At 72.8% G+C, this 19,841-nt stretch carries 18 protein-coding genes; 9 read left to right on the plus strand and 9 right to left on the minus strand.

Going from position 1 to position 19,841, the window contains the following annotated elements:
• Window positions 1–143: 143 nt before the first annotated feature.
• Window positions 144–1,400 carry a CaiB/BaiF CoA transferase family protein gene (locus ACLIBK_RS03835; RefSeq protein WP_415385897.1) on the plus strand — a complete coding sequence of 419 codons (1,257 nt, stop codon included), beginning with the start codon at window positions 144–146 and terminating at the stop codon, window positions 1,398–1,400.
• A 41-nt stretch (window positions 1,401–1,441) separates the two neighbouring features.
• Window positions 1,442–2,167 (plus strand): ABC transporter substrate-binding protein, encoded by a 726-nt coding sequence (locus ACLIBK_RS03840; protein ID WP_415385898.1) that lies wholly within the window; start codon window positions 1,442–1,444, stop codon window positions 2,165–2,167.
• 25 nt (window positions 2,168–2,192) lie between these two features.
• Here ACLIBK_RS03840 and ACLIBK_RS03845 read toward each other — a convergent pair whose 3' ends face one another.
• From ACLIBK_RS03845 to ACLIBK_RS03855, 3 genes are all read right to left on the minus strand, one after another.
• Window positions 2,193–4,604: a putative bifunctional diguanylate cyclase/phosphodiesterase gene (locus ACLIBK_RS03845; RefSeq protein WP_415385899.1), complete on the minus strand. Its 2,412-nt coding sequence runs from the start codon at window positions 4,602–4,604 to the stop codon at window positions 2,193–2,195.
• A gap of 108 nt (window positions 4,605–4,712) precedes the next feature.
• The gene (locus ACLIBK_RS03850) at window positions 4,713–5,078 is read right to left on the minus strand and encodes a hypothetical protein (RefSeq protein ID WP_415385900.1); all 366 of its coding nucleotides are present in this window, start codon (window positions 5,076–5,078) and stop codon (window positions 4,713–4,715) included.
• Window positions 5,078–6,073: a catalase family peroxidase gene (locus ACLIBK_RS03855; protein WP_415385901.1), complete on the minus strand. Its 996-nt coding sequence runs from the start codon at window positions 6,071–6,073 to the stop codon at window positions 5,078–5,080. Before ACLIBK_RS03855 ends, ACLIBK_RS03850 begins: the two co-directional genes overlap by 1 nt.
• A 333-nt stretch (window positions 6,074–6,406) precedes the next feature.
• On the opposite strand from ACLIBK_RS03855, the gene ACLIBK_RS03860 reads away from it, so the two are divergent.
• The 6 genes from ACLIBK_RS03860 (at window position 6,407) to ACLIBK_RS03885 (ending at window position 12,110) form a co-directional block, all read left to right on the plus strand.
• Window positions 6,407–7,687, plus strand: coding sequence for an extracellular solute-binding protein (locus ACLIBK_RS03860; RefSeq protein ID WP_415385902.1), 1,281 nt, complete (start codon window positions 6,407–6,409; stop codon window positions 7,685–7,687).
• Between the two features lie 18 nt (window positions 7,688–7,705).
• A complete protein-coding gene (locus tag ACLIBK_RS03865; RefSeq protein ID WP_415385903.1) occupies window positions 7,706–8,683 on the plus strand; it encodes a carbohydrate ABC transporter permease in 978 nt (325 codons plus the stop codon).
• Entirely contained in the window at window positions 8,673–9,605 is a 933-nt protein-coding gene (locus tag ACLIBK_RS03870) for a carbohydrate ABC transporter permease (protein ID WP_415385904.1), read from the plus strand. The genes ACLIBK_RS03865 and ACLIBK_RS03870 overlap by 11 nt, the downstream gene beginning before the upstream one ends.
• A gap of 13 nt (window positions 9,606–9,618) precedes the next feature.
• Window positions 9,619–10,329: a GntR family transcriptional regulator gene (locus ACLIBK_RS03875; protein WP_415385905.1), complete on the plus strand. Its 711-nt coding sequence runs from the start codon at window positions 9,619–9,621 to the stop codon at window positions 10,327–10,329.
• A gap of 186 nt (window positions 10,330–10,515) precedes the next feature.
• The gene (locus ACLIBK_RS03880) at window positions 10,516–10,728 is read left to right on the plus strand and encodes a DUF4089 domain-containing protein (RefSeq protein ID WP_415385906.1); all 213 of its coding nucleotides are present in this window, start codon (window positions 10,516–10,518) and stop codon (window positions 10,726–10,728) included.
• Window positions 10,725–12,110, plus strand: a complete 1,386-nt coding sequence (locus tag ACLIBK_RS03885) for an AtzE family amidohydrolase (protein ID WP_415385907.1) — start codon at window positions 10,725–10,727, stop codon at window positions 12,108–12,110. The genes ACLIBK_RS03880 and ACLIBK_RS03885 overlap by 4 nt, the downstream gene beginning before the upstream one ends.
• An 18-nt stretch (window positions 12,111–12,128) precedes the next feature.
• Here the strand turns inward: ACLIBK_RS03885 and ACLIBK_RS03890 are convergent, their stop codons facing one another.
• Window positions 12,129–13,139 carry a zinc-dependent alcohol dehydrogenase family protein gene (locus ACLIBK_RS03890; protein WP_415385908.1) on the minus strand — a complete coding sequence of 337 codons (1,011 nt, stop codon included), beginning with the start codon at window positions 13,137–13,139 and terminating at the stop codon, window positions 12,129–12,131.
• A gap of 90 nt (window positions 13,140–13,229) precedes the next feature.
• Here ACLIBK_RS03890 and hpxZ point away from each other — a divergent pair, with 90 nt between their 5' ends.
• Window positions 13,230–13,646, plus strand: coding sequence for an oxalurate catabolism protein HpxZ (gene hpxZ / locus ACLIBK_RS03895; protein ID WP_415385909.1), 417 nt, complete (start codon window positions 13,230–13,232; stop codon window positions 13,644–13,646).
• Window positions 13,647–13,779: 133 nt separating this feature from the next.
• On the opposite strand, the gene recJ is transcribed toward hpxZ, so the two are convergent.
• From recJ to ACLIBK_RS03920, 5 genes are all read right to left on the minus strand, one after another.
• Window positions 13,780–15,567 (minus strand): single-stranded-DNA-specific exonuclease RecJ, encoded by a 1,788-nt coding sequence (gene recJ / locus ACLIBK_RS03900; protein WP_415385910.1) that lies wholly within the window; start codon window positions 15,565–15,567, stop codon window positions 13,780–13,782.
• On the minus strand, window positions 15,560–16,552 hold the full coding sequence (gene glpX, locus ACLIBK_RS03905; protein ID WP_415385911.1) for a class II fructose-bisphosphatase: 993 nt from the start codon (window positions 16,550–16,552) through the stop codon (window positions 15,560–15,562). Before glpX ends, recJ begins: the two co-directional genes overlap by 8 nt.
• A gap of 20 nt (window positions 16,553–16,572) precedes the next feature.
• The gene (locus tag ACLIBK_RS03910) at window positions 16,573–17,865 is read right to left on the minus strand and encodes a homoserine dehydrogenase (protein ID WP_415385912.1); all 1,293 of its coding nucleotides are present in this window, start codon (window positions 17,863–17,865) and stop codon (window positions 16,573–16,575) included.
• The gene (locus ACLIBK_RS03915; protein WP_415385913.1) at window positions 17,862–19,118 is read right to left on the minus strand and encodes an LL-diaminopimelate aminotransferase; all 1,257 of its coding nucleotides are present in this window, start codon (window positions 19,116–19,118) and stop codon (window positions 17,862–17,864) included. The genes ACLIBK_RS03910 and ACLIBK_RS03915 overlap by 4 nt, the downstream gene beginning before the upstream one ends.
• A gap of 79 nt (window positions 19,119–19,197) precedes the next feature.
• Entirely contained in the window at window positions 19,198–19,713 is a 516-nt protein-coding gene (locus tag ACLIBK_RS03920) for a hypothetical protein (RefSeq protein ID WP_415385914.1), read from the minus strand.
• Window positions 19,714–19,841 lie beyond the last annotated feature (128 nt).

Consider the following 19,841-nt stretch of genomic DNA (forward strand, 5'->3'; position numbering starts at 1 on the left):
AAGAGCGTAAGGAAGCAAGGCGAACCCGCCGCCCCGGACGCCGCAGGCTTGGGCGAATTCCGCAACAGCCTCTAGAAGAGCGGACAGGCCGGGCGCCGCTCGCGAGCGGCAACCCGACCGAGCGATCAGGGGAGAGTGCCGACGTGACCGATGCCGCATCCAGCCCGCCCGCTGCCGGCGCCCGCTCCGGCAGCGCTTCCTCCGGCGGCGCGCTGGCGGGGCTGAAGGTGGTGGACCTCACCCGCGTGCTGGGCGGCCCCTACTGCACTATGATCCTGTCCGACCACGGCGCCGAGGTCATCAAGATCGAGCCGCCGCAGGGCGACGAGACCCGCCACTGGGGCCCGCCCTTCCGCACCGACGCGCGCGGCGCCCAGGACGCCAGCTACTTCCTGGGCGTCAACCGCAACAAGCGCGCCCTGGCGCTGGACCTGACGCAGCCCGCGGGGCGCGAGGTGCTGCTGCGCCTCCTCGAAGGCGCCGACGTGCTGGTGGAGAACTACAAGCCCGGCACCATGGAACGCTGGGGCCTGGGCTACGCCGCGCTGGAAGCCCGCTTCCCCGGCCTGGTGCATTGCCGCGTGTCCGGCTTCGGCGCCGAAGGGCCGCTGGGCGGGCTGCCCGGCTACGACGCGGTGGTGCAGGCCATGGTCGGGCTGATGTCCATCAACGGCGACGCCGAGAGCGGCACGGTGCGCATGGGCACCCCCGTGGTGGACCTCGCCACCGGGCTGTATTCCGCCATCGGCATCCTGATGGCGCTGCAGGAACGCGCGCGCTCCGGCCGCGGCCAGTACCTGGACATGACCCTGCACGATTGCGGCTTGGCGCTGCTGCACCCGCAGGCGGCCAACCACTTCCTCAACGGCAAGCGGCCGCGCGCCACCGGCAACCCGCACCCCAACATCAGCCCCTACAGCAAGTTCCGCACCCAGACCTGCGAGATCTTCATCGCCTGCGGCAACGACCCGACCTTTCGCAAGCTCTGCGCCTTTCTCGACCTGCCCGGACTGCCGGACGACCCGCGCTTCCGCACCAACGGCAACCGGGTGGAGAACCGCGCCGAGCTGGAAGCCATCCTGGACGCCCGCCTCCTCGCCGAGGATGGCCACGAATTCTGCGACCGCCTGATCCGCGCCGGTGTCCCCGCCGGCCCCGTGCTGCACGTGGACGAGGCCGTGCAGGCGCCCCACACCGCCGCCCGCGGTATGGTGGCGGAGCTGGACTGGTTCCGCGGCCTCAACACGCCGATCAAGCTGTCCCGCACCCCCGGCGGCGCCCGCCGCCCACCGCCCGGCTTCAACGCCGACGGCGCCGCCCTGCTGGCCGAGCACGGCTACTCGGAGGAGGAGATCGCGGGGCTGGCCGAACGCGGCGTGGTGGTCAGCGCGCCGCGCTGATCCCGCCACCATTCCTCCCCCGTGCAACGGAGCGCCGCCGCATGTCCCCGGACGTCCTTTCGCAACTCGCCCCGCACGGTGTGCTTCGGGCCGGCATCAACATGAGCAACTTCCTGCTGGTCACGGGCCGCGGCCCGGCCGGCGAACCCGCCGGCGTGGCGCCCGACATGGCGCGCGCCATCGCCGACCGGCTGGGCGTGCCGATCCGCTACGTGCCTTATCCCCGGCCGGGCGAGCTGGCCGACGACGCGAACAGGGATGCCTGGGATATCGGGCTGATCGGCGCCGAACCGCAGCGGGCCGAAACCATCGCCTTCACCGCCGCCTATGCGGAGATCGAGGCCACCTATCTCGTCCCCGCCGGTTCCCCCATCACGACGCTCGCCGAGGTGGACCGCGCCGGGACGCGCATCGCCGTGGCTGCCCGGTCGGCCTACGACCTTTGGCTGGAACGCAACATCCACCACGCCACCCTGGTCCGCGCCAACAGCATCGACGCCTCCTTCGACACTTTCACCGAAGGCAAGCTCGAAGTCCTGGCCGGCCTGCGCCCGCGCCTGCTCAGCGATGCGGAAAAGCTTCCCGGCGCCCGCGTGCTGGAAGGCCGCTTCACCGCCGTGCAGCAGGCCATCGGCACGGCCCGCGGCAAGTCGGCCGGCGCGGCCTTCCTGCAGGACTTCGTGGCCGAGGCGAAGGCCAGCGGCCTCGTCGCCAGCCTGATCGAGCGGCACGGCGTGCGCGGCCTCTCCGTCGCCCCCGCCGGCTGACGGCGGCGAGGGGCGCGGAGGCCGCTCAGGACGCTTCGGCCAGCACCGCGCCCGTGCTGCTGTCCGCGCTGCCCGGGCCGAACCCGCCCTGCAGCAGGCCGGCGATCTCCCCCGCGGGGCGGGGCTTGCTGAAGAAGTAGCCCTGCACCTCCGAGCAACCCTCGACCCGCAGGGCTTCCAGCTGCTCGGCGGTTTCCACCCCCTCGGCATTCACGGCCATGCCGAGCGAGCGTCCGAGCCCGATCACGGCGCGCACGATGGCGCCGCAATCCTCGTTCTCCGCCAGGCCGCGGATAAAGGACTGGTCGATCTTGATCTTGTCGAAGGGGAAGCGGCGCAGGTAGCTCAGCGACGAGTAGCCGGTGCCGAAATCGTCCATGGCGATGCGCACGCCCAGGGCGCGCATCTCATGCAGGATGGCCAGCACGCCCTCGCTGTCCTGCAGCAGCAGGGATTCCGTGATCTCCAGCTCCAGCCGGCAGGCCGGCAGGCGCGTCGCCGCCAGCACGGCCGTCACCTCCTTGGCCAGGTCGCGGTTGCGGAACTGCACGGGCGACAGGTTCACCGCCACCTTCAGCGTGCCCGGCCAGCCCGCCGCGTCCTGGCAGGCGCGTCGCAGCACCCAGCCGCCGATCTGCTCGATCACCCCGATCTCCTCGGCCAGGGGGATGAACAAGGCGGGCGACACCATGCCGCGCTCGGGGTGGTTCCAGCGCAGCAGCGCCTCGAAGCCGGTGATCACGCTGTGGGTGGCGTCCACCAGGGGCTGGTAGAACAGCTCGAACTGGTTCAGCACCAGGGCGCGACGCAGGTCCAGCTCCAGGCTCCGTCGCGCCTGGGCCAGGGCGTCCATCTCGGCCTCGAAGAAGCGGAAGGTGCCCCGCCCTTCCGCCTTGGCCCGGTACAGCGCCAGGTCGGCGGATTTCAGCAGCGCATCCGGCCCGTCCTCGCCGCCATTCGCCAGGACGATGCCGATGCTGGTGCCGATCACCACCTGATGCTCCTCGATCAGGAAAGGCGGTGCGAGCGCCTCGATCAGCCGCCGCGCCAGCGCCGCGGCATCCTGCGGCTGCACCGCCTGTTCCTGCACCACGGCGAACTCGTCGCCGCCCAGCCGCACCACCAGGTCGGAGTCGCGGACGCAGCCGAGCAGCCGCCCGGCCACCGCGCAGAGCAGCCCGTCCCCGACCGAATGGCCGAGCGTGTCGTTCACGGCCTTGAACTGGTCCAGGTCCAGCGTCAGCACCGCCAGCCCGTGGCCGCGCCGCGCACGGCCGAGGGCGTGCTCCATGTGCTCGCGGAACATCACGCGGTTGGGCAGGCCGGTCAGCGCGTCGTGATGCGCCATGAAAGACAGCTTGGCCTCGGCGCGGCGGCGCTCCGTCACGTCCTCGTAGGTGGTGACCCAGCCGCCCCCGGCCACGGGCTGGCGCGACACCGCCACCGAACGCCCGTCCGGCAGGTCGCACTGGAACACCTCCTGCGCGGTGCCCCGGCCCATCAGCAGGCTGGCGAGTTCCGGCGTGGGAAACACGGCCTCCGGCGCAGCACCCGGCGCCGGCGGCCCGAACATCTCGGCGAAGCGGTGATTGGACACCACCAGCTGCCGGTTGGCGTCGAACAGGCACAGGCCCTGGGTCATGTTGTTCAGCGCGGCGTCCAGCTGTGCGTGCTGCGCCGCGATCTTGCCGGCATGGCTGGATTCCTGCTCGCGCATCAGGGCGCGGATGCGGGCCAGCGAGGCGGCGATGCTGTTCTGCATGGTGGACAGCGCCCGCAGCAGCTGCCCCGTTTCGCCGCCGCCGCGTATGGGGATGCGGTTCTCCAGCCGCCCTTCCGCGATGGCATCGGCGATGGCCACCGCGCGCCGCAGCGCCGGCACGATGGAGCGGGTGAGCACCACGGTGATCACCAGCGCCACCAGCACGGAGAACAGGATGGCGAACCAGGTCCGCCGCGCCGAACGCTCCACGATCTCGCCGACGCTGCGGCGGTAACGGAAACCGTCGCCGGCGAAGATCTCCACCGCCGTCTGGAAGCGGTCCTCGATCCGGTTCAGCGTCGCCAGGGTGGCGTCGCGGTCCTGCAGGGATTGCCGGGCCAGCTCAGTGACGTCCTCCGCCAGCTGTGCGGTGGAACGGCGCCCGGCCTCGGACATCGCGCGCGCCTTGGCGACCTCCAGGTCTTCCAGCACGTCCGGCAGGGCCGCGGCCAGCGCCTCCTCGCTGTCGGGGCCGCCGCGCAGAAAGGAGGCCTCCGACCGGACCAGGTTGTTCTGCGCCGAGCGGAGATAGCTGACGGCCAGGAAGGCGTCGTCGTAGATGCGGATGGCGACGTCCCCGAGCTCCTTCTGCGCGGTGCGGGTATAGCCGCCCAGGGCCAGGGTCAGCGCGGTCAGGCCCAGGCAGGCCAGCAGGATCTTCAGGCGGATCGGCATGGCCGGGAGTGCTTCCTGCAACAAACGGGACGGTCCGGCCGGGGGCGACCGGACGCCTCGCCCGCCATGCTGGGGCAGGGAGCTTTCCGGACCCTGAAGAACGGCTCCTCAGCGCACCCGCACGGTCATCCGCATGCGGGGATGGATGCCGCACTGCACCGAGAACAGGCCGCTCTCGGGAAAGGGCACGTCCAGCACCACGCCGGGCGATTGCAGGTCCGAGTCCAGCAGCACGGTGCTGGCGCCGGATACCAGGATCTGGTGCGGGAACTCATCCTGGTTGAGGAAGCGGACGGTTTCGCCCCGGCGGATCTCCACCGCGCTCTGGCCGAAGTTGCGCCCTTGCTGCGACACGGTGACCGGCCCGGCGGCGAGGGCGACCAGCAGGGGCTGCGTGCCCAGGAACAGGGCGGCGAAGAGCCCGAGCGTTGCCGCCGGGGAGTGCCAGAAGCGGCCGAGGGGAGCGTCGGGCATCAGCGTGCCTCCGGCGCCAGGCGGCGCTCCGCCGACACCCGGTAGGCGCGGGTGCGTGCCAGCAGCATGGGGTCGTCGCCCGGCTCGATCCCGTCCACCAGGTTCAGCGGCGTGAACAGCAGCTGCCGCTGCCGCGCTTCCCCATCCGGCACCATGTCCCGCAGCCGCAGGCGGCCGAGCTCCACCAGGGGGCGGTCCTCGGGCCAGGGCCGCGTGCCGTCATCGGTGCGGTCGCCCGGGCCGGCCAGCTGCAGCAGGAGGCGGAAATCGGCCTCCCCGCGCGCCATCCGCGGCGGCAGCTCGCGCGACAGGAAGTCCGGCGCTTCCAGCGCAGCGGCGGCGGCATCCAGATGCGCCTTGCCCGCCGCCGGAACCAGCCGGTATCGCCCGGCCCGCCGCACGCCGTCCGCGCCGATGAAGCGGAGGGCACTGACGCCGAAGAACTCCTCCGTGGCGTAGCTGACCGGGGCAGGCTTCGGCGTGTCGAGGAAGTTCCGCGCGGCGGGATGGGCGGTGGCAAAGGCCTCCAGCCCAGCCGGCCCGGAGGCCAGGGCGCCGAGAAAGCCCAGAAACTCCTCCGGCGTGGCGGCGGGAAAGCCGTTGAAGGAATGCGCGACGATGTCGGCTTCGGCATCGGGCAGCAGGAACCGGACGGCCATGCCGCGTGGGCTGGCGGCGGGGTCGTTCTCGGGCAGGCCCGGCACCGCGGCGAAGCAGGAAAAGCGCACCAGTACCGGCACCTCTCCGCCGCGCAGGTGCGGGGCGCGCCACCAGTTCGCGGCATCGGGCGCGGGCGTGAAGCCGCCGGACACCAGCAGGCCGTTGCCGTGCACCGCGCGGCGTCCCTCGTGCGGGCCGGCGAACAGCGTGTCGAAAGCTCCGACGATGCGGGTGGGCAGCGTCGCCGGCTGGGCCCGGCCCGTCCGTTGGAAGCCCAGCCCCGGCAGCGCGCCGAGGGTGGCCAGCAGCATCCTGCGGCTGTGGGGAGAAGACATGGGCGTCGCGGACCTGTGCGGGGCCGGGGGTTCAGGGAGCCGGACCCGATCGGACCACCCTAGGCGCGGCCGCGTTAACCGCCCGCTACCGGCGCCCCCCGACCCCGCGCCCGGGCCCGGGCCGCAGCCCGGCGCATTCGGCCGGCCAAGCGCCGCCCTTGCCGGACCGAGCTTCGCGCCGATCTACTCGGCTTCGCAGGACCCCGGGGTGGCCCGGCGCGGCGCCGTTTGGTGGTGCGGCGGGCCACGGGCAGTATGCGGGCGGGGGAGTCGCGAAGCGCGGCGTGCGGCGTGCACGGCCGGTTCGGGGCGGGCAGAAAAGGACGTCGAGACATGGCACTGCGCGGAACAGCGGCGGCCGGCCTGGCCATGGTCGCCCTGGCCACCCTGTCGGCCACGGCCAGCCCCGCGCGGGCGCAGGGGCGCACGATCACCGTGGCGGCGCACTACACTGCCGACCAGATGCGACCCCTGGAGGCCTGCTACCGCGAGTACGAGCGGCTGAACCCCGGCATCCGCATCGTGTACCAGCAATCGGCCATCGCCGATTTCCTGCAAACGGTAATGACGGCACGGCTCGGCGGCACCTCGCCGGACATCTACAGCGTCTATGCCCAATGGTCCGGGCAGATGACGGAAGCCGGGCTGCTGGACGTGCCGCCGCGGCCGATCCTGGATTTCATCGAGGAGAACTACGTCCCCAGCACGGTGGAAGGCGTCCGCGCGCGCGGGCAGGTCTGGGGCATCCCGGCGGAGATCAGCACCTACATGCTGGTCTACAACAAGGCGCTGCTGCGCCAGGCCGGCTATGACGCACCGCCGCGCACCTGGGACGAGCTGCGCGAGATGGCCGGCAAGATCACGCGCCGCAACGCCCAGGGCAACATCACCACCGCCGGCTACGCCTTCGGCCCCACCGTGGCCAATGCCGTGCACCCCTTCTTCTCGCTGATGCTGTCGCAGGGCGTCAGCCCGTTCCAGGACGGCGCCCGCGGCACCAACCTGGCGCGGCCGGAAGCGGAGGCGGTGCTGTCGGGCATGGCCCGCCTGTTCACCGACGGCGCCACCAGCAACGCCGTCCAGGTGCGCGACTTCCCCAGCGGCACGGTGGGCATGGCGATCATCGCCAACTGGTTCAAGGACACGCTGCGCCAGGGCTTCGGCGACCGCTTCGCCGACACGGTGGGCGTCGCCCCGATCCCCACGGCTGCGGCGGACTGGCGGACCTTCCAGTATTCCTTTTCCTGGGGCGTGGACGCGCGCAGCCGCAACAAGGAAGCCGCCTGGGAATTGCTGCGCTGGCTGAACACGCCGCGCGCCGCCGGGCAGCGCTCCTGCACCGGGGAGATGCTGGTGCGGATGGGCGGGCTGACCGGCAACAAGGCCGACATCGCCGCCTCCGCCAGCGACCTGGGCGACGATTTCACCCGCCCCTATGTCGAGGCCATCGCTTCCGGCCATACGGTGGCGGCGCCCAACCTGATCCGCATGACGGAAATCCAGCAGCAGCTGCGCAACGCCATCGAGAAGGCCTGGAGCGGCGCGCTGACCCCCGCCCAGGCGCTGCGCCAGGCGGACCGGGAGATCGCGCCGCTGCTGGCGGATGAGCGCTAGGAGGCTGCGGGCCGCCCCGTGACGCCGCCGGGCGTTCCCGCCGGCACGGGCGAAGCCTGGCCGGGCGCTGTCGCTTCCCGCCCCGCAACGGGAACGGTGGGCCTGCCCCGCCGCCGGCGGCGCCGGAACTTCGGGCCGCGCTTCGCGCCCTACCTGTTCCTCGCGCCCGCGCTGGTTCCCGGGGTGCTGTTCTACCTGTTGCCGGTGGGCGTTTCGCTGATCCTGTCCTTCACGGATTGGAACCTGCTCTCGGCGCCCCGCTGGGTGGGGTGGCGCAACTACACCTACCTGCTGAGCATCGACCCGACCTTCTACCGCACGCTGCTGAACACCTTCGTGTTCGCGATCGGCGGCGCGGTGGTGGGCATCCCCCTGGCCCTGCTGGTGGCCTGGGCCATCTCGCTCAGCCGCGGCAAGGCGTACTGGCGGGTGATCTTCTGGCTGCCGATGGTCACCAACGTCGTCGCCGTCGCCTATGCCTGGCGCTTCGTGCTGGACCCATCCTACGGGCTGCTCAACCGCCTGCTCGAACTCGTCGGGCTGGGCGGGCCGGAATGGCTGGGCTCGCCGACGACGGCCATGATCTCCGTGGTGGCGGTCTCGGTGTGGATGGGGTTGGGGCACAACATCCTGCTCTTCGCCGCCGGGCTGGAAAGCATCGACGAGAGCCTTTACGAGGCCGCGCGGCTGGATGGCGCGGGCCCCTGGCGCATCCTGCGCCACGTCACCCTGCCGCTGCTGCGCCCGACGCTGCTCTTCGCCAGCGTCACCGGGTTGATCAGCGGCCTGGGCACCTTCGCGCTGATCCTGCTGCTCACCGCCGGCGGGCCGGAAGGCAGCACCAACGTGTCCGCCCTCTACATCTACCAGATGGCCTTCGAGCACCTGCGCATGGGCCGCGCCTCGGCGGCGGCGCTGATCCTGTTCGTGCTGGTGCTGCTGCTGACGCTGCTGCAGGTGCGGGTGCTGCGCCGGGGTGGGCTGGATGCGCATTAGCGGGCGATCCGCGGCCGCTGCGCCGCGTCGCCGGCGGCGCGGCCGGTCCTGGCGCGGCTCGCTGGGGGCTGCGCTGCGCTATGCCCTGCTCACCCTGGGCGCAGTGGCGATGCTGCTGCCCTTCGCCGACACGGTGATCGGCGCACTGCGCACCCCCGCGGAGCTGCTGGCCCGGCCCCCGGCCTATTGGCCCGGCGACCCCGCCTGGACCAACTTCCGCCGGGTCTTCACGGAACTGCCGATGCTGCTCTGGCTCGGCAATTCCGCCCTGGTCACGGTGTCCATCACCGCGATCCAGCTGCTGACCAGCTCCATGGCCGGCTTCGCCCTGGCCAAGTACCGCTTCCCCGGGCGCGAGGCGCTGCTGCGCGTGGTGCTGGCGGCGCAGATCGTGCCCTTCTTCCTGCTGGTGATCCCGATCTTCCTGCTGATCCGCTACTGGCCGCTGGTCGGCGGCAACGACCTGTTCGGCCAGGGCGGCAGCGGGTTCCTGGGCAGCTACGTCGCGCTGATCCTGCCCTTCGCGGTGTCCTGGTACGGCATCTTCCTGATGCGCCAGTTCATGCTGACCATCCCCGACGAGCTGCTGGACGCCGCCCGCATCGACGGTGCCTCGGAACTGCGCATCCTGTTCCGCATCGTGCTGCCGCTGGCCAAGCCGGCCCTGGCGACGCTGGGGATCTTCGTCTTCATCTACCAGTGGAACGAGATCATCTGGACCATGACGGTAACCCGCGCGGCACCGGCGCTGCAAACCGTGCCGGTGGGCATCTACCTGCTGCGCAACGCCTTCGACGACGTGGGCCAGCAATCCCTGCAGCAGGCGGCCATCGCGGTCAGCACGGCGCCGGTGCTGATCCTGTTCCTGCTGCTGCAGCGCTACTACGTCCGCGGCATCAACATGTCCGGCCTGAAGGGCTGAGCGGGCCGCGCGGGTGGCCGCGCCGGCGGATCGGGGCTACCTGCTGCCCAGCATGGCCGCCGAGACCACCTGCCGCACCGGCCCCGCCGCGACCCGGACCGGGAAGCTGCGGGCCACCATCGCGGACGAGATCCTGCGCGGCGCGCTGGCGCCGGGCACGCCGCTGGAGGAGGTGGAGCTCGCCCGGCGCTTCGGCGTGTCCCGCACGCCGGTGCGCGAGGCGTTGCGCGACCTCGCCGCCTCCGGCCTGGTGCAGACCCGCTCCCACCGCAGCGCGCTGGTGGCGCGTCCATCGCTGCAACAGCTGCGCGGCATGTTCGACGTGATGGCGGAGCTGGAAGCCCTTTGCGCCGGGCTTTGCGCCACCACCATGCGCCCGGCGGAACGGCAGGAACTGCTAGCGCTGCACGAGAGCCTCGCCGCGCTGGTGCGGGGCGGCGACCCGCAATCCTACCACGAGGGCAACGAGCGCTTCCACGAGGCGATCTATGCCGGTAGCGGCAACGACTACCTCGCGGAGATCACCCTGGCGACGCGCGGGCGCCTGTCGCCCTTTCGCCGGGCGCAGTTCCGCTCCCTCGGCCGCCTGGCGCAATCGCATGCCGAGCACGAGCGCGTGGTGACTGCCATCCTGTGCGGCGACCGCGACGCCGCCGCCCGCGAGATGCGGGCCCATATCACCACGGTCGAGGTCGCCTACGAGCGCTACGCCGACAGCGTTTGAAGGCCCCGGGCCGCGCCCGCCCGGCGGTTGGCACGCGGCTTGGATGCTCCGGCCCGGACTGTTCGGGAAAAGGGCCATCATGCGCATCGATGCAGGAACCGGCGGCACCGGGCCGTCCACCGCCCGTCCGGCCGCACCCCGCGGCGCATTCCGGCCATGCCCCTTCCCCGCTGCGCCGGTGCGCCGGTGAGCGGTCCCGCCCCCATCCCGCCTTCCCCGGAGGAGGAGACGCTCGCCGCCTATCTGGACGCGGCGGTGGCCCTGGCCGGCATCCCGATGGACCCGTCCTGGCGGGCTGAGGCGCTGGCCAACCTCCGCGGCATCCGCAACGCCGCCGCGCTGGTGCTGGACTTCCCGCTGGACGAGGAGGCCGCCGCGGCCCCGGTGTTCCGCGCATGAATACCGGGAGTGCCGCCGCCCTCGCGGCCGGGATCGCCGCGGGCACCATCACCGCCCGCGCCGCCACCGCGGCAACGCTGGACCGCATCGCCGCCATCGACGGCCGCACCAACGCCTTCACCGACCTCCTCGCCAGCCGCGCCCTCGCCACCGCCGGAGCCCTCGATGCCCGTCACGCGGCCGGCGAGGCGACCGGCCCCCTGGCCGGCGTGCCCTTCGCGGTGAAGAACCTGTTCGACGTGGCGGGGCTACCGACCCGCGCGGGGTCGCGCATCAACCGGGAACGCCCGCCCGCGGCGCGCGACGCCGCCCTGATCCGGCGGCTGGAAGGCGCGGGAGCGATCCTCGTCGGCGCGCTGAACATGGGCGAATACGCCTACGACTTCACCGGCGAGAACGCCCATGACGGGCCCTCGCGCAACCCGCACGACCTCGGCCACATGAGCGGCGGCTCCTCCGGCGGCTCGGCGGCGGCGGTGGCGGCAGGGCTGGTGCCGATCGCGCTGGGTTCCGACACCAACGGTTCCATCCGCGTGCCCGCGGCGCTGTGCGGCATCTTCGGGCTGAAGCCCACCTATGGGCGGCTCAGCCGCGCCGGAACCTTTCCCTTCGTGGACAGCCTCGACCACCTCGGGCCCTTCGCGCGCGGGGTGACGGACCTCGCGCTGGCCTATGACGCCCTGCAGGGCCCCGACCCCGAGGACCCCGTCCTGGCCGACCGCGCGCCCGAGCCGGTGCTGCCCAGCCTGGAGGCAGGCATCGCCGGCCTGCGCATCGCCGTGGCAGGCGGCCACTTCGCCCGCAACGGCGACCCGGAGGTCTTCGCCGCCGTGGCCAGGGTGGCGGAGGCCCTGGGCGCCACGGCGCGGGTGGAACTGCCCGAAGCGCACCGCGCCCGCGCCGCCGCCTTCACGATCACCGCTGCCGAGGGCGCGGCGCTGCACTTGGCGCGGCTGCAACGCCGCCCGGGGGATTTCGACCCTGCCACGCGCGACCGCCTGATCGCCGGCGCCACGATCCCCGCGGCCTGGGTGCAGGCGGCGCAGCGCTTCCGCCGGTGGTATCGCGAGCGGGTGCTGGCGCTGTTCGACTCGGTCGACGTGATCCTCGCCCCTTCCACCCCCTGCCGCGCCCCGGCCCTGGGACAGGCGAGCTTCGTGCTGGACGGGGTCACCCTACCCGTCCGCCCCAACCTGGGCGTCTTCACCCAGCCGATCTCCTTTATCGGCCTGCCCGTGGCGGCGGTGCCGGTCTGGCTCGACGGCGGGCTGCCGCTGGGCGTGCAGGTGATCGCGGCGCCCTGGCGGGAAGACGTGGCGCTGCGGGTGGCGCGCCAGCTGGAACGGGACGGCGTGGCGCGGGCGCCGGTCGCGGCGCTCTGACGCGACCGGCGCCGGGCCTCAGCCGATCCGGATCACCACCTTGCCCAGGTGCGACTGCCCCTGAAGGTGACGGAAGGCGTCCAGGGTCTCCGCGAAAGAGAAGACCCGATCGATCACCGGGCGGATGCCGTGGAAGGCGATGGCGCGGTTCATCGCCTCGAACATCTCGCGCGAGCCGACATAGATGCCGCGCAGCACCGCGCGGCGGCGCATGATCAGACTGGGGTTGATCTGCCCCTGCGTCAGCACCCCGATCAGGTGGACGGAACCGCCGACGCGGGTGGACAGGATGGATTTCGGCAGCGTGCCGGCCCCGCCCACCTCCACCACGTGGTCCACCCCGCGCCCGTCGGTCAGTGCCAGCACCTGCGCTTCCCAGTCCGGGTGCGCGCGGTAGTTCACTCCGGCATCGGCGCCCAGTTCCTTCGCCCGCGCCAGCTTCTCGTCGGAGGAAGAGGTGATGATCACCCGCGCCCCCGCCGCGCGGGCGAATTGCAGCCCGAAGATGGAAACGCCCCCCGTGCCCAGCAGCAGCACGGTCTGACCGGGCCCCACCGGACGTTCGGTGTTCAGCGCGTTCCAGGCCGTCACCCCGGCGCAGGGCAGGCAGGCGCCTTCCTCGAAGCTGAGGTGTTCGGGCAGGCGGACCAGCCCGTCCTGCTCGAACAGCACGTATTCCGCCAGCACGCCGTCCACCGCGCCGCCCAGGGCGGTGCCGTTGTGCTCCTCGGCCACGCCGCCGGCGATCCAGTTCTGCATGAAGGTCCCGGCCACGCGGTCGCCCACCGCCACGCGCGACACGTCGGCGCCGACCTCCACCACCTCGCCCGCCCCGTCCGAGAGCGGCACCAGCCCGGGCTTCACCCCGCCGCCGCCGTAGCGGCCGGTGACCACCATCAGGTCGCGGTAGTTCAGCGAGGCCGCGCGCATCCGCACCAGCACCTGCCCACGGGCGGGGCGGGGCTGCTCCACTTCCGCCAGGGTCAGGTCCTCGATCGCGCCACTCTTGGGAAGCCGATAGAGCCGCATGCCTCGTGTTCTCCTGCCCGTGTTTCCGGCGGTGCGCGCCGCCGCGTCGCGGCCGGGGCGCGCCCGCCGCGCCGGGGCGTGGCATACCGCGTGCTCCCGCCATCGGACACCGAGGAGAACCCCGTGCAGATCAACATTCCCGAGATCGTGGCCGAAGTGGAGGCCGCCTTCGCCCGCTACGAGACTGCCCTGGTGACCAACGACGTGCCCGTGCTGGAGGAGCTGTTCCGCGACGCGCCGGAAACCATCCGCTACGGCGCCGCGGAGAACCTCTACGGCATGGAGGAGATCCGCGCCTTTCGCCGGGCGCGGCCGTCCGTGGGCCTGGCGCGGACGCTGCAGCGCACGGCCATCACCACCTACGGCCGCGACCTCGCGACCGCCAACACCATGTTCACGCGCGACACGGCGCCGGGAAAGGTGGGGCGGCAGAGCCAGACCTGGGTGCGCTTTCCCGAAGGCTGGCGGGTGGTGTCGGCGCATGTGAGCGTGGTGGCGGCGGAATAAGGCCGGGGGAGTGAACTCCCCCGGACCCCCTCCTTTTTTCAGGAGTAAAAGAGCGACGGCCGCCACGGGCGCAGCCGCAGACTCCCGAAAATAGAAGGGGGTCCGGGAGGATACCTCCCCCCGGCTTCACTTCTCAGGCCCGCGCCGCATCCTGCACGTGCAGGCTGGTGGTCACCGTGCCGTTCCAGCTTTCCGCCCGCAGCGTGCCGCACAGGTGCAGCGGCGCGCCGCCGGAGCCCAGCAGCAGCTGCGCCAACGGCCCGTCCTTGGCACGGAAGCACACCGCCTTGAGCCGCCCGCCTTCCTCGCCTTCCAGGAAGGCCCGCACCGTGGCGCCCTCCTTGCCGACGCGGTCGGCGCGGACGATCCGGGCGCGGCGCAGCGCGAAGACCGGTTCCTCGTTGCCGGCGCCGAAGGGTGCGAGCCGTCCGACCTGCCCGGCGAACTCCGTGGTGGCGGCCTGCACGGACAGCGTGCCTTCCACCGGCAGGTCCGCGGCCATGGGCAGGCTGTTGGCATGGCTCAGCCGCTCCGCCAGGAAGGCCCGCAGCTCCGCCTCGCGCGCTTCGGCGAAGGAGAAGCCGGCCGCCATGGCGTGGCCGCCGCCGGTCAGCAGCAGCCCGGCCTGCCGCGCGGCGATCACCGCGGCGCCGAGATCCACCCCCGGCACCGAGCGGCCGGACCCGCGCGCCACCCCGTCGGCGATGCCGGCCACCAGGGCGGGACGGTTGAACTTTTCCTTCACCCGGCCGGCGACGATGCCGACCACGCCGGGGTGCCAGCCGGAACGGCACACCAGCAGCACGGGGCTGCCGGCATCGGCCTGGCGCTCGGCCTCGCTGAAAGCGGCACCCAGCACGTCGGCCTCGACCTCCTGCCGGCGGCGGTTGGTGACGTCCAGGCGTTCGGCCATGGCGCGCGCCTCGACCGGGTCGTCCCCCACCAGCAGCCGCAGCGCCAGGTCGGGCTCGCCGATGCGCCCCGACGCGTTGATGCGCGGGCCCAGCACGAAGCCCAGCGTGTGCGCGGTGGGGGCATCCTTGACCGCCGCCAGTTCCAGCAGGGCGGCGATCCCGGCCCGCTCCCGCCGCGCCATCACCTTCAGCCCTTGCGCCACCAGGGCGCGGTTCAGCCCGGTCAGCGGCATCACGTCGCAGACGGTGGCCAGCGCCACGAGGTCCAGCAGCTCCAGCAGCCGCGGCTCCGCCTGGCGCTCGAAGAAGCCGGCGCGGCGCAGCACGCGCTGCGTCGCCACCGCCGTCAGAAAGGCCACCGCCGCGGCGCAAAGGTGGCCGAGGCCGGAGGAGCAATCCAGCCGGTTCGGGTTCACCACTGCGGCGACGTCGGGCAGCACGCCCTCCGCCTTGTGGTGGTCCAGCACCACGACATCGGCGCGGCCGCGCGCGGCGTCCAGCGCCTCGCCCGCCGCCGTGCCGCAGTCCACGCAGATGATCAGCCCGGCCCCTTGGTCGCAGAGCCGCGCGATGGCCGCCGCGTTGGGGCCGTAGCCTTCCTTGATCCGGTCGGGCACGTAATGCGCCGCCTCGCAGCCCAGGCCGCGCAGGGCGCGCACGGTCAGCGCGCCGGAACAGGCGCCGTCCACGTCGTAGTCGCCGTAGACCACCACGCGCTCGCCGCGGCGCACGGCGTCCGCGATACGCGAGGCCGCGGCATCCATGTCGCGCAGGCAGGACGGGTCGGGCAGCAGCGCCCGCAGGGTCGGTTCCAGGAAGTCCGGGGCGCCGTCCACGCCGACGCCGCGCGCCGCCAGCATGCGCCCCACCATTTCCGGCAGGGCGAGGCGCTGCGCGATCGCGAGGCCCAGCCGCTCGTCGGCGCCGCGCCAGATCCAGCGCCGGCCGGTGATGCTGTGCGTGACGCCCAGCACCGCCTCGGCCGGCGGGAAACTGCCCTCAGCCAAAGAAGGCCCCGGGCTTCAGGGTCAGGTTATGGTGCCCCTCGACGTAGCGCACCGTGCCGGTCTTGGAGCGCATCACGATGGAATGGGTGATGGCCCCTGCCGCCGTGCGGCGCACGCCCCGCAGAAAGGCGCCGGTGGTCACGCCGGTGGCCGCAAACATCACCTCGCCGCGCGCCATCTCGTGGGTGGCGAACTTGCGGTGCGGGTCGGTGATGCCCATGGCCTTGGCGCGCTCGATCTGCGAGTCGTCCTCGTAGAGCAGGCGTCCCTGCAGCTGGCCGCCGATGCAGCGGAAGGCCGCCGCCGCCAGCACCCCTTCCGGCGCGCCGCCGGAGCCGAGATACATGTCCACCCCCGCATCGGGCTGCGAGCAGGCCACCACGCCGGCCACGTCGCCGTCGCCCAGCAGCATGATGCGCGCCCCGGCGGCGCGGCAGGCCCTGATGGTTTCCTGGTGCCGGTCACGGTCGAGCATGCAGACCACGAGGTCGTTGACGGAGCACTTCTTGGCCCGGGCCAGCTCGCGCAGGTTCTCCTCGGGCGAGGCGTCGAGGTCCACCACGCCGGCCGGCAGGTTGGGGCCGACGGCGATCTTTTCCATGTAGATGTCGGGGGCATGGAGGAAGCCGCCGGCCTCCGCCACCGCCAGCACGGCGATGGCGTTGGGCCCGCCCTTGGCGGTGATGGAGGTGCCCTCCAGCGGGTCCACGGCGATATCCACCTGCGGCCCGCCGAGCCCGACCTTCTCGCCGATATAGAGCATCGGCGCCTCGTCCATCTCGCCCTCGCCGATCATCACCGTGCCGGAGATGGCGACCGTGTCGAAGGCGCGGCGCATGGCGTCCACGGCGGCGCCGTCGGCGCTGTTCTTGTCGCCGCGGCCCACCCAGGCGGAGGCGGCCAGCGCCGCGGCCTCGGTGACGCGCACCAGCTCCATGGCCAGGTTGCGGTCAACGGGGGTGGGGTCGCGCTTGATGTCGGACATGATAACTTCTTCCGGCTCCTTCAGAACGTCTCGATGCGGATCAGCGCGGGCCGCTCCACCACCGTATCCAGGGCTTCGATGCGCGCCACCGCGGCGGCCATCGCGCCCTCGGTGGCGTCGTGCGTGGTCAGCACGACAGGCACCGCCTCGCCGGGGGCGCGGCCGCGCTGCAGCAGGGTTTCCAGGCTGATGCCGGCGTCGCGCAGGGCGGCGGTGACGTCGGCGATCACGCCGGGGCGGTCCACCACCATCAGCCGCAGGTAATAGGCGCCGCTGCGCGCGCTCATCGGCACGGAGGGCGCGGGGGAGAGCGCTTCCAGCCCCGCCCCCCAGACGGGCGTGTGCCGCCCGCGCGCGAGGTCGATCAGGTCCGCCACCACGGCGCTGGCGGTGGGCCCGGCGCCGGCGCCGCGGCCTTCCAGCACCACGCGGCCGACGAAGTCGCCTTCCGCCACCACGGCGTTGAACACGCCCTCCACGTGGGCCAGCGGATAGGCCAGCGGCACCATGCAGGGGTGCACCCGCGTCTCGATCCCCGCCTCGGTCCAGCGCGCCAGGCCCAGCAGCTTGATGCGGTAGCCCAGCTCCTCCGCCAGGCGGATATCCAGGGCGGAAACGCCGCGGATGCCCTCGACGTGCACGGCGGCGAAGTCCACCGGCCGGCCGAAGGCCAGGGCCGCCAGGATCGCCAGCTTGTGGGCGGCGTCCACGCCGTCTACGTCGAAGCTCGGGTCGGCTTCGGCGTAGCCGAGCTTCTGCGCCTCGGCCAGCGCTTCGCCGAACTCGCGGCCGCGCTCGCGCATGGTGGAAAGGATGTAGTTGCAGGTGCCGTTGAGGATGCCGGACACGCGGCCGATGCGGTTGGCCGCCAGCCCTTCGCGCAGCGCCTTGATGGCGGGGATGCCGCCGGCCACCGCGGCCTCGAAGAACAGCGGCACGCCGCGCGATTCCGCGGCATGGGCCAGGGCGGCGCCGTGCACCGCCAGCAGCGCCTTGTTGGCGGTGACCAGCGGCTTGCCGGCGGCGATGGCGGCCTCGGCCGTGGCGCGGGCCGGGCCCTCGGCGCCGCCGATGGCTTCCACCACCACGTCCACCGCCGGGTCGGCGGCGAGCGCCACGGGGTCGTCGTACCAGCGCAAACCGTCGATCGGCAGGCCGCGGTCGCGCGAGCGGTCGCGCGCCGCCACGGCGGTCACGGCGATGGGGCGCCCGGCGCGGGCGGCGATCAGATCGGCGTTGGCGCGCAGCAGCGCGAGCGTTCCCGCGCCCACGGTGCCCAGGCCCGCGAGCGCAACGGCGAGGGGACGGGTCACGCCCCGGCGAGCTCCGGCGCGGGCTGCTCGGCGGTGGAGGGACCGCCGTCGCCCGGAACGGGCGCGGGACCACCATTGTCGGTCATCAGGAAGGAGCGGATGCCGCGCAGCGCCTGCCGGATGCGGTGGCTGTTTTCCACCGTCGCGATGCGGACATGGCCGTCGCCGTACTCGCCGAAGCCGATGCCCGGGGCCACCGCCACCTTGGACTTGGCCAGCAGCAGTTTGGAGAACTCCACCGAGCCGAGGTGGCGGAAGCGCTCGGGGATCGGCGCCCAGATGAACATGGAACCTTCCGGGCAGGGCACTTCCCAGCCGGCCTGCTTGAGCCCCTTCACCAGCTGGTCGCGGCGGTCGCGGTACAGCTCGCGCATCTCGGCCACGCAGTCCTGCGGCCCGTTCAGCGCGGCCACGGCCGCCACCTGGATCGGCGTGAAGGCGCCGTAGTCGAGGTAGGACTTCACCCGCGTCAGCGCGGCGATCAGGCGGGGATTGCCGGCGGCGAAGCCCATGCGCCAGCCTGGCATGTTGTAGGTCTTGCTCATGGAGGTGAACTCCACCGCCACGTCCTTGGCCCCCGGCACCTCCAGAATGGAGGGCGGCGGGGTGTCACCGAAATACAGCTCGGCATAGGCGAGGTCGCTCAGCACGAAGAGGTCGTGCTGCTTCGCGATGCGCACCACCTCCCGGTAGAAGCTGATATCGGCCACCAGCGCGGTGGGGTTGGACGGGAAGTTCACGATCAGCGCCGTCGGCTTGGGCACGGAATGCCGTACCGCCCGGTCGATCGCCGCCAGCATCTCGTCGTCGGGGGTGGCCGGGATCGAGCGCACGGAAGCGCCGGCGATGATGAAGCCGAACTGGTGGATGGGGTAGGAGGGGTTGGGCACCAGGATGGTGTCGCCCGGCGAGGTGATGGCCTGCGCCAGGTTGGCCAGCCCTTCCTTGGAACCCAGGGTGGCGATCACCTCCGTTTCGGGGTCCAGCTTCACGTTGAAGCGGCGGGCGTAGTAGCCGGCCAGGGCGCGGCGCAGCCCGGGGATGCCCTTGGAAGCGGAATAGCGGTGGGTGCGCGGGTCCTGCACCGCTTCCACCAGCTTGGCCACGATGTGCGGCGGCGTCGGGCTGTCCGGGTTGCCCATGCCGAGATCCACCACGTCCTCGGCCGCGGCGCGGGCCTTGGCCTTGGCGCCGTTCACCTCGGCGAAGACGTAGGGCGGCAGGCGGCGGATGCGGTGGAAGTCGTCACTCATGGCACTCGGGGCTTTCTCGGGTGAACGGGGATCAGGGTAGCCGCGCCGGGCCGGGGGCGCGAGCGGTGTTGTTCGGGGATCAGCGGATCCGCGGCGCCGCCGGGATGTCCGGGGGCGGCGGGGCGGTCAGCTCCGCCGGCGGCGGGGCCGGGGCGATCAGCTCGGCCGGGGGCGCCGCGGGCGGGGTGGAGCCGGGGTCGGCGGTGCCGCCCAGCAGCACGCCGGTCGGGCTGGAAGCGGCGATCGGCGGGGCGGCGGCCAGGCGCGGCGGCGCGGGCGGGGCCAGCGGCACCTCTCCCGCGCCGGGGGTCGCCGGCGGCACCGGCAGGCTGACCGTGCCGGCATAGGCGCCGGCGTCCAGCGGCTGGCGGGACTGGGTGCGGCTGGCGGCCAGGGCCGTGGACAGCGCTTCGCGGGTCGAGGCCTCGCCCCGCTCGGGCCGGGCCGGCACCACGGACAGGTTCGGGCTGGGGTCGGACAGGCCCGGCGGCATGGCGCGCCCCTGCAGGGCCTCGCCGGTGATTTCGCGGATGGAGTTCAGCGGCCCTTCGGCGACGCAGCCGCCCAGGCCGAGCAGCAGCACCAGCGGCAGCACCCCCCTGCCCGGCCCCCCGCGCAACCCTGCACCGAGTCGAGGGGGTGCCGCGCGTCCTTGTCCCACTATCCCGCGCCACCTAGGTTCGATCAGCCCGTGGACCATCTCGTGCATCGCCCGCCCCCGCC

This window comes from Roseomonas sp. BN140053 (assembly GCF_047690175.1).
GTDB lineage: Bacteria > Pseudomonadota > Alphaproteobacteria > Acetobacterales > Acetobacteraceae > Roseomonas.

What these genes read in the sequence shown, in the direction of transcription:
- ACLIBK_RS03840 (WP_415385898.1), top strand. Translation starts at nt 1,442, where the DNA reads ATGTCCCCGGACGTCCTTTCGCAACTCGCCCCGCACGGTGTGCTTCGG.
- ACLIBK_RS03845 (WP_415385899.1), bottom strand. Translation starts at nt 4,604, where the DNA reads ATGCCGATCCGCCTGAAGATCCTGCTGGCCTGCCTGGGCCTGACCGCG.
- ACLIBK_RS03850 (WP_415385900.1), bottom strand. Translation starts at nt 5,078, where the DNA reads ATGCCCGACGCTCCCCTCGGCCGCTTCTGGCACTCCCCGGCGGCAACG.
- ACLIBK_RS03855 (WP_415385901.1), bottom strand. Translation starts at nt 6,073, where the DNA reads ATGTCTTCTCCCCACAGCCGCAGGATGCTGCTGGCCACCCTCGGCGCG.
- ACLIBK_RS03860 (WP_415385902.1), top strand. Translation starts at nt 6,407, where the DNA reads ATGGCACTGCGCGGAACAGCGGCGGCCGGCCTGGCCATGGTCGCCCTG.
- ACLIBK_RS03870 (WP_415385904.1), top strand. Translation starts at nt 8,673, where the DNA reads ATGCGCATTAGCGGGCGATCCGCGGCCGCTGCGCCGCGTCGCCGGCGG.
- ACLIBK_RS03885 (WP_415385907.1), top strand. Translation starts at nt 10,725, where the DNA reads ATGAATACCGGGAGTGCCGCCGCCCTCGCGGCCGGGATCGCCGCGGGC.
- ACLIBK_RS03890 (WP_415385908.1), bottom strand. Translation starts at nt 13,139, where the DNA reads ATGCGGCTCTATCGGCTTCCCAAGAGTGGCGCGATCGAGGACCTGACC.
- glpX (WP_415385911.1), bottom strand. Translation starts at nt 16,552, where the DNA reads ATGTCCGACATCAAGCGCGACCCCACCCCCGTTGACCGCAACCTGGCC.
- ACLIBK_RS03915 (WP_415385913.1), bottom strand. Translation starts at nt 19,118, where the DNA reads ATGAGTGACGACTTCCACCGCATCCGCCGCCTGCCGCCCTACGTCTTC.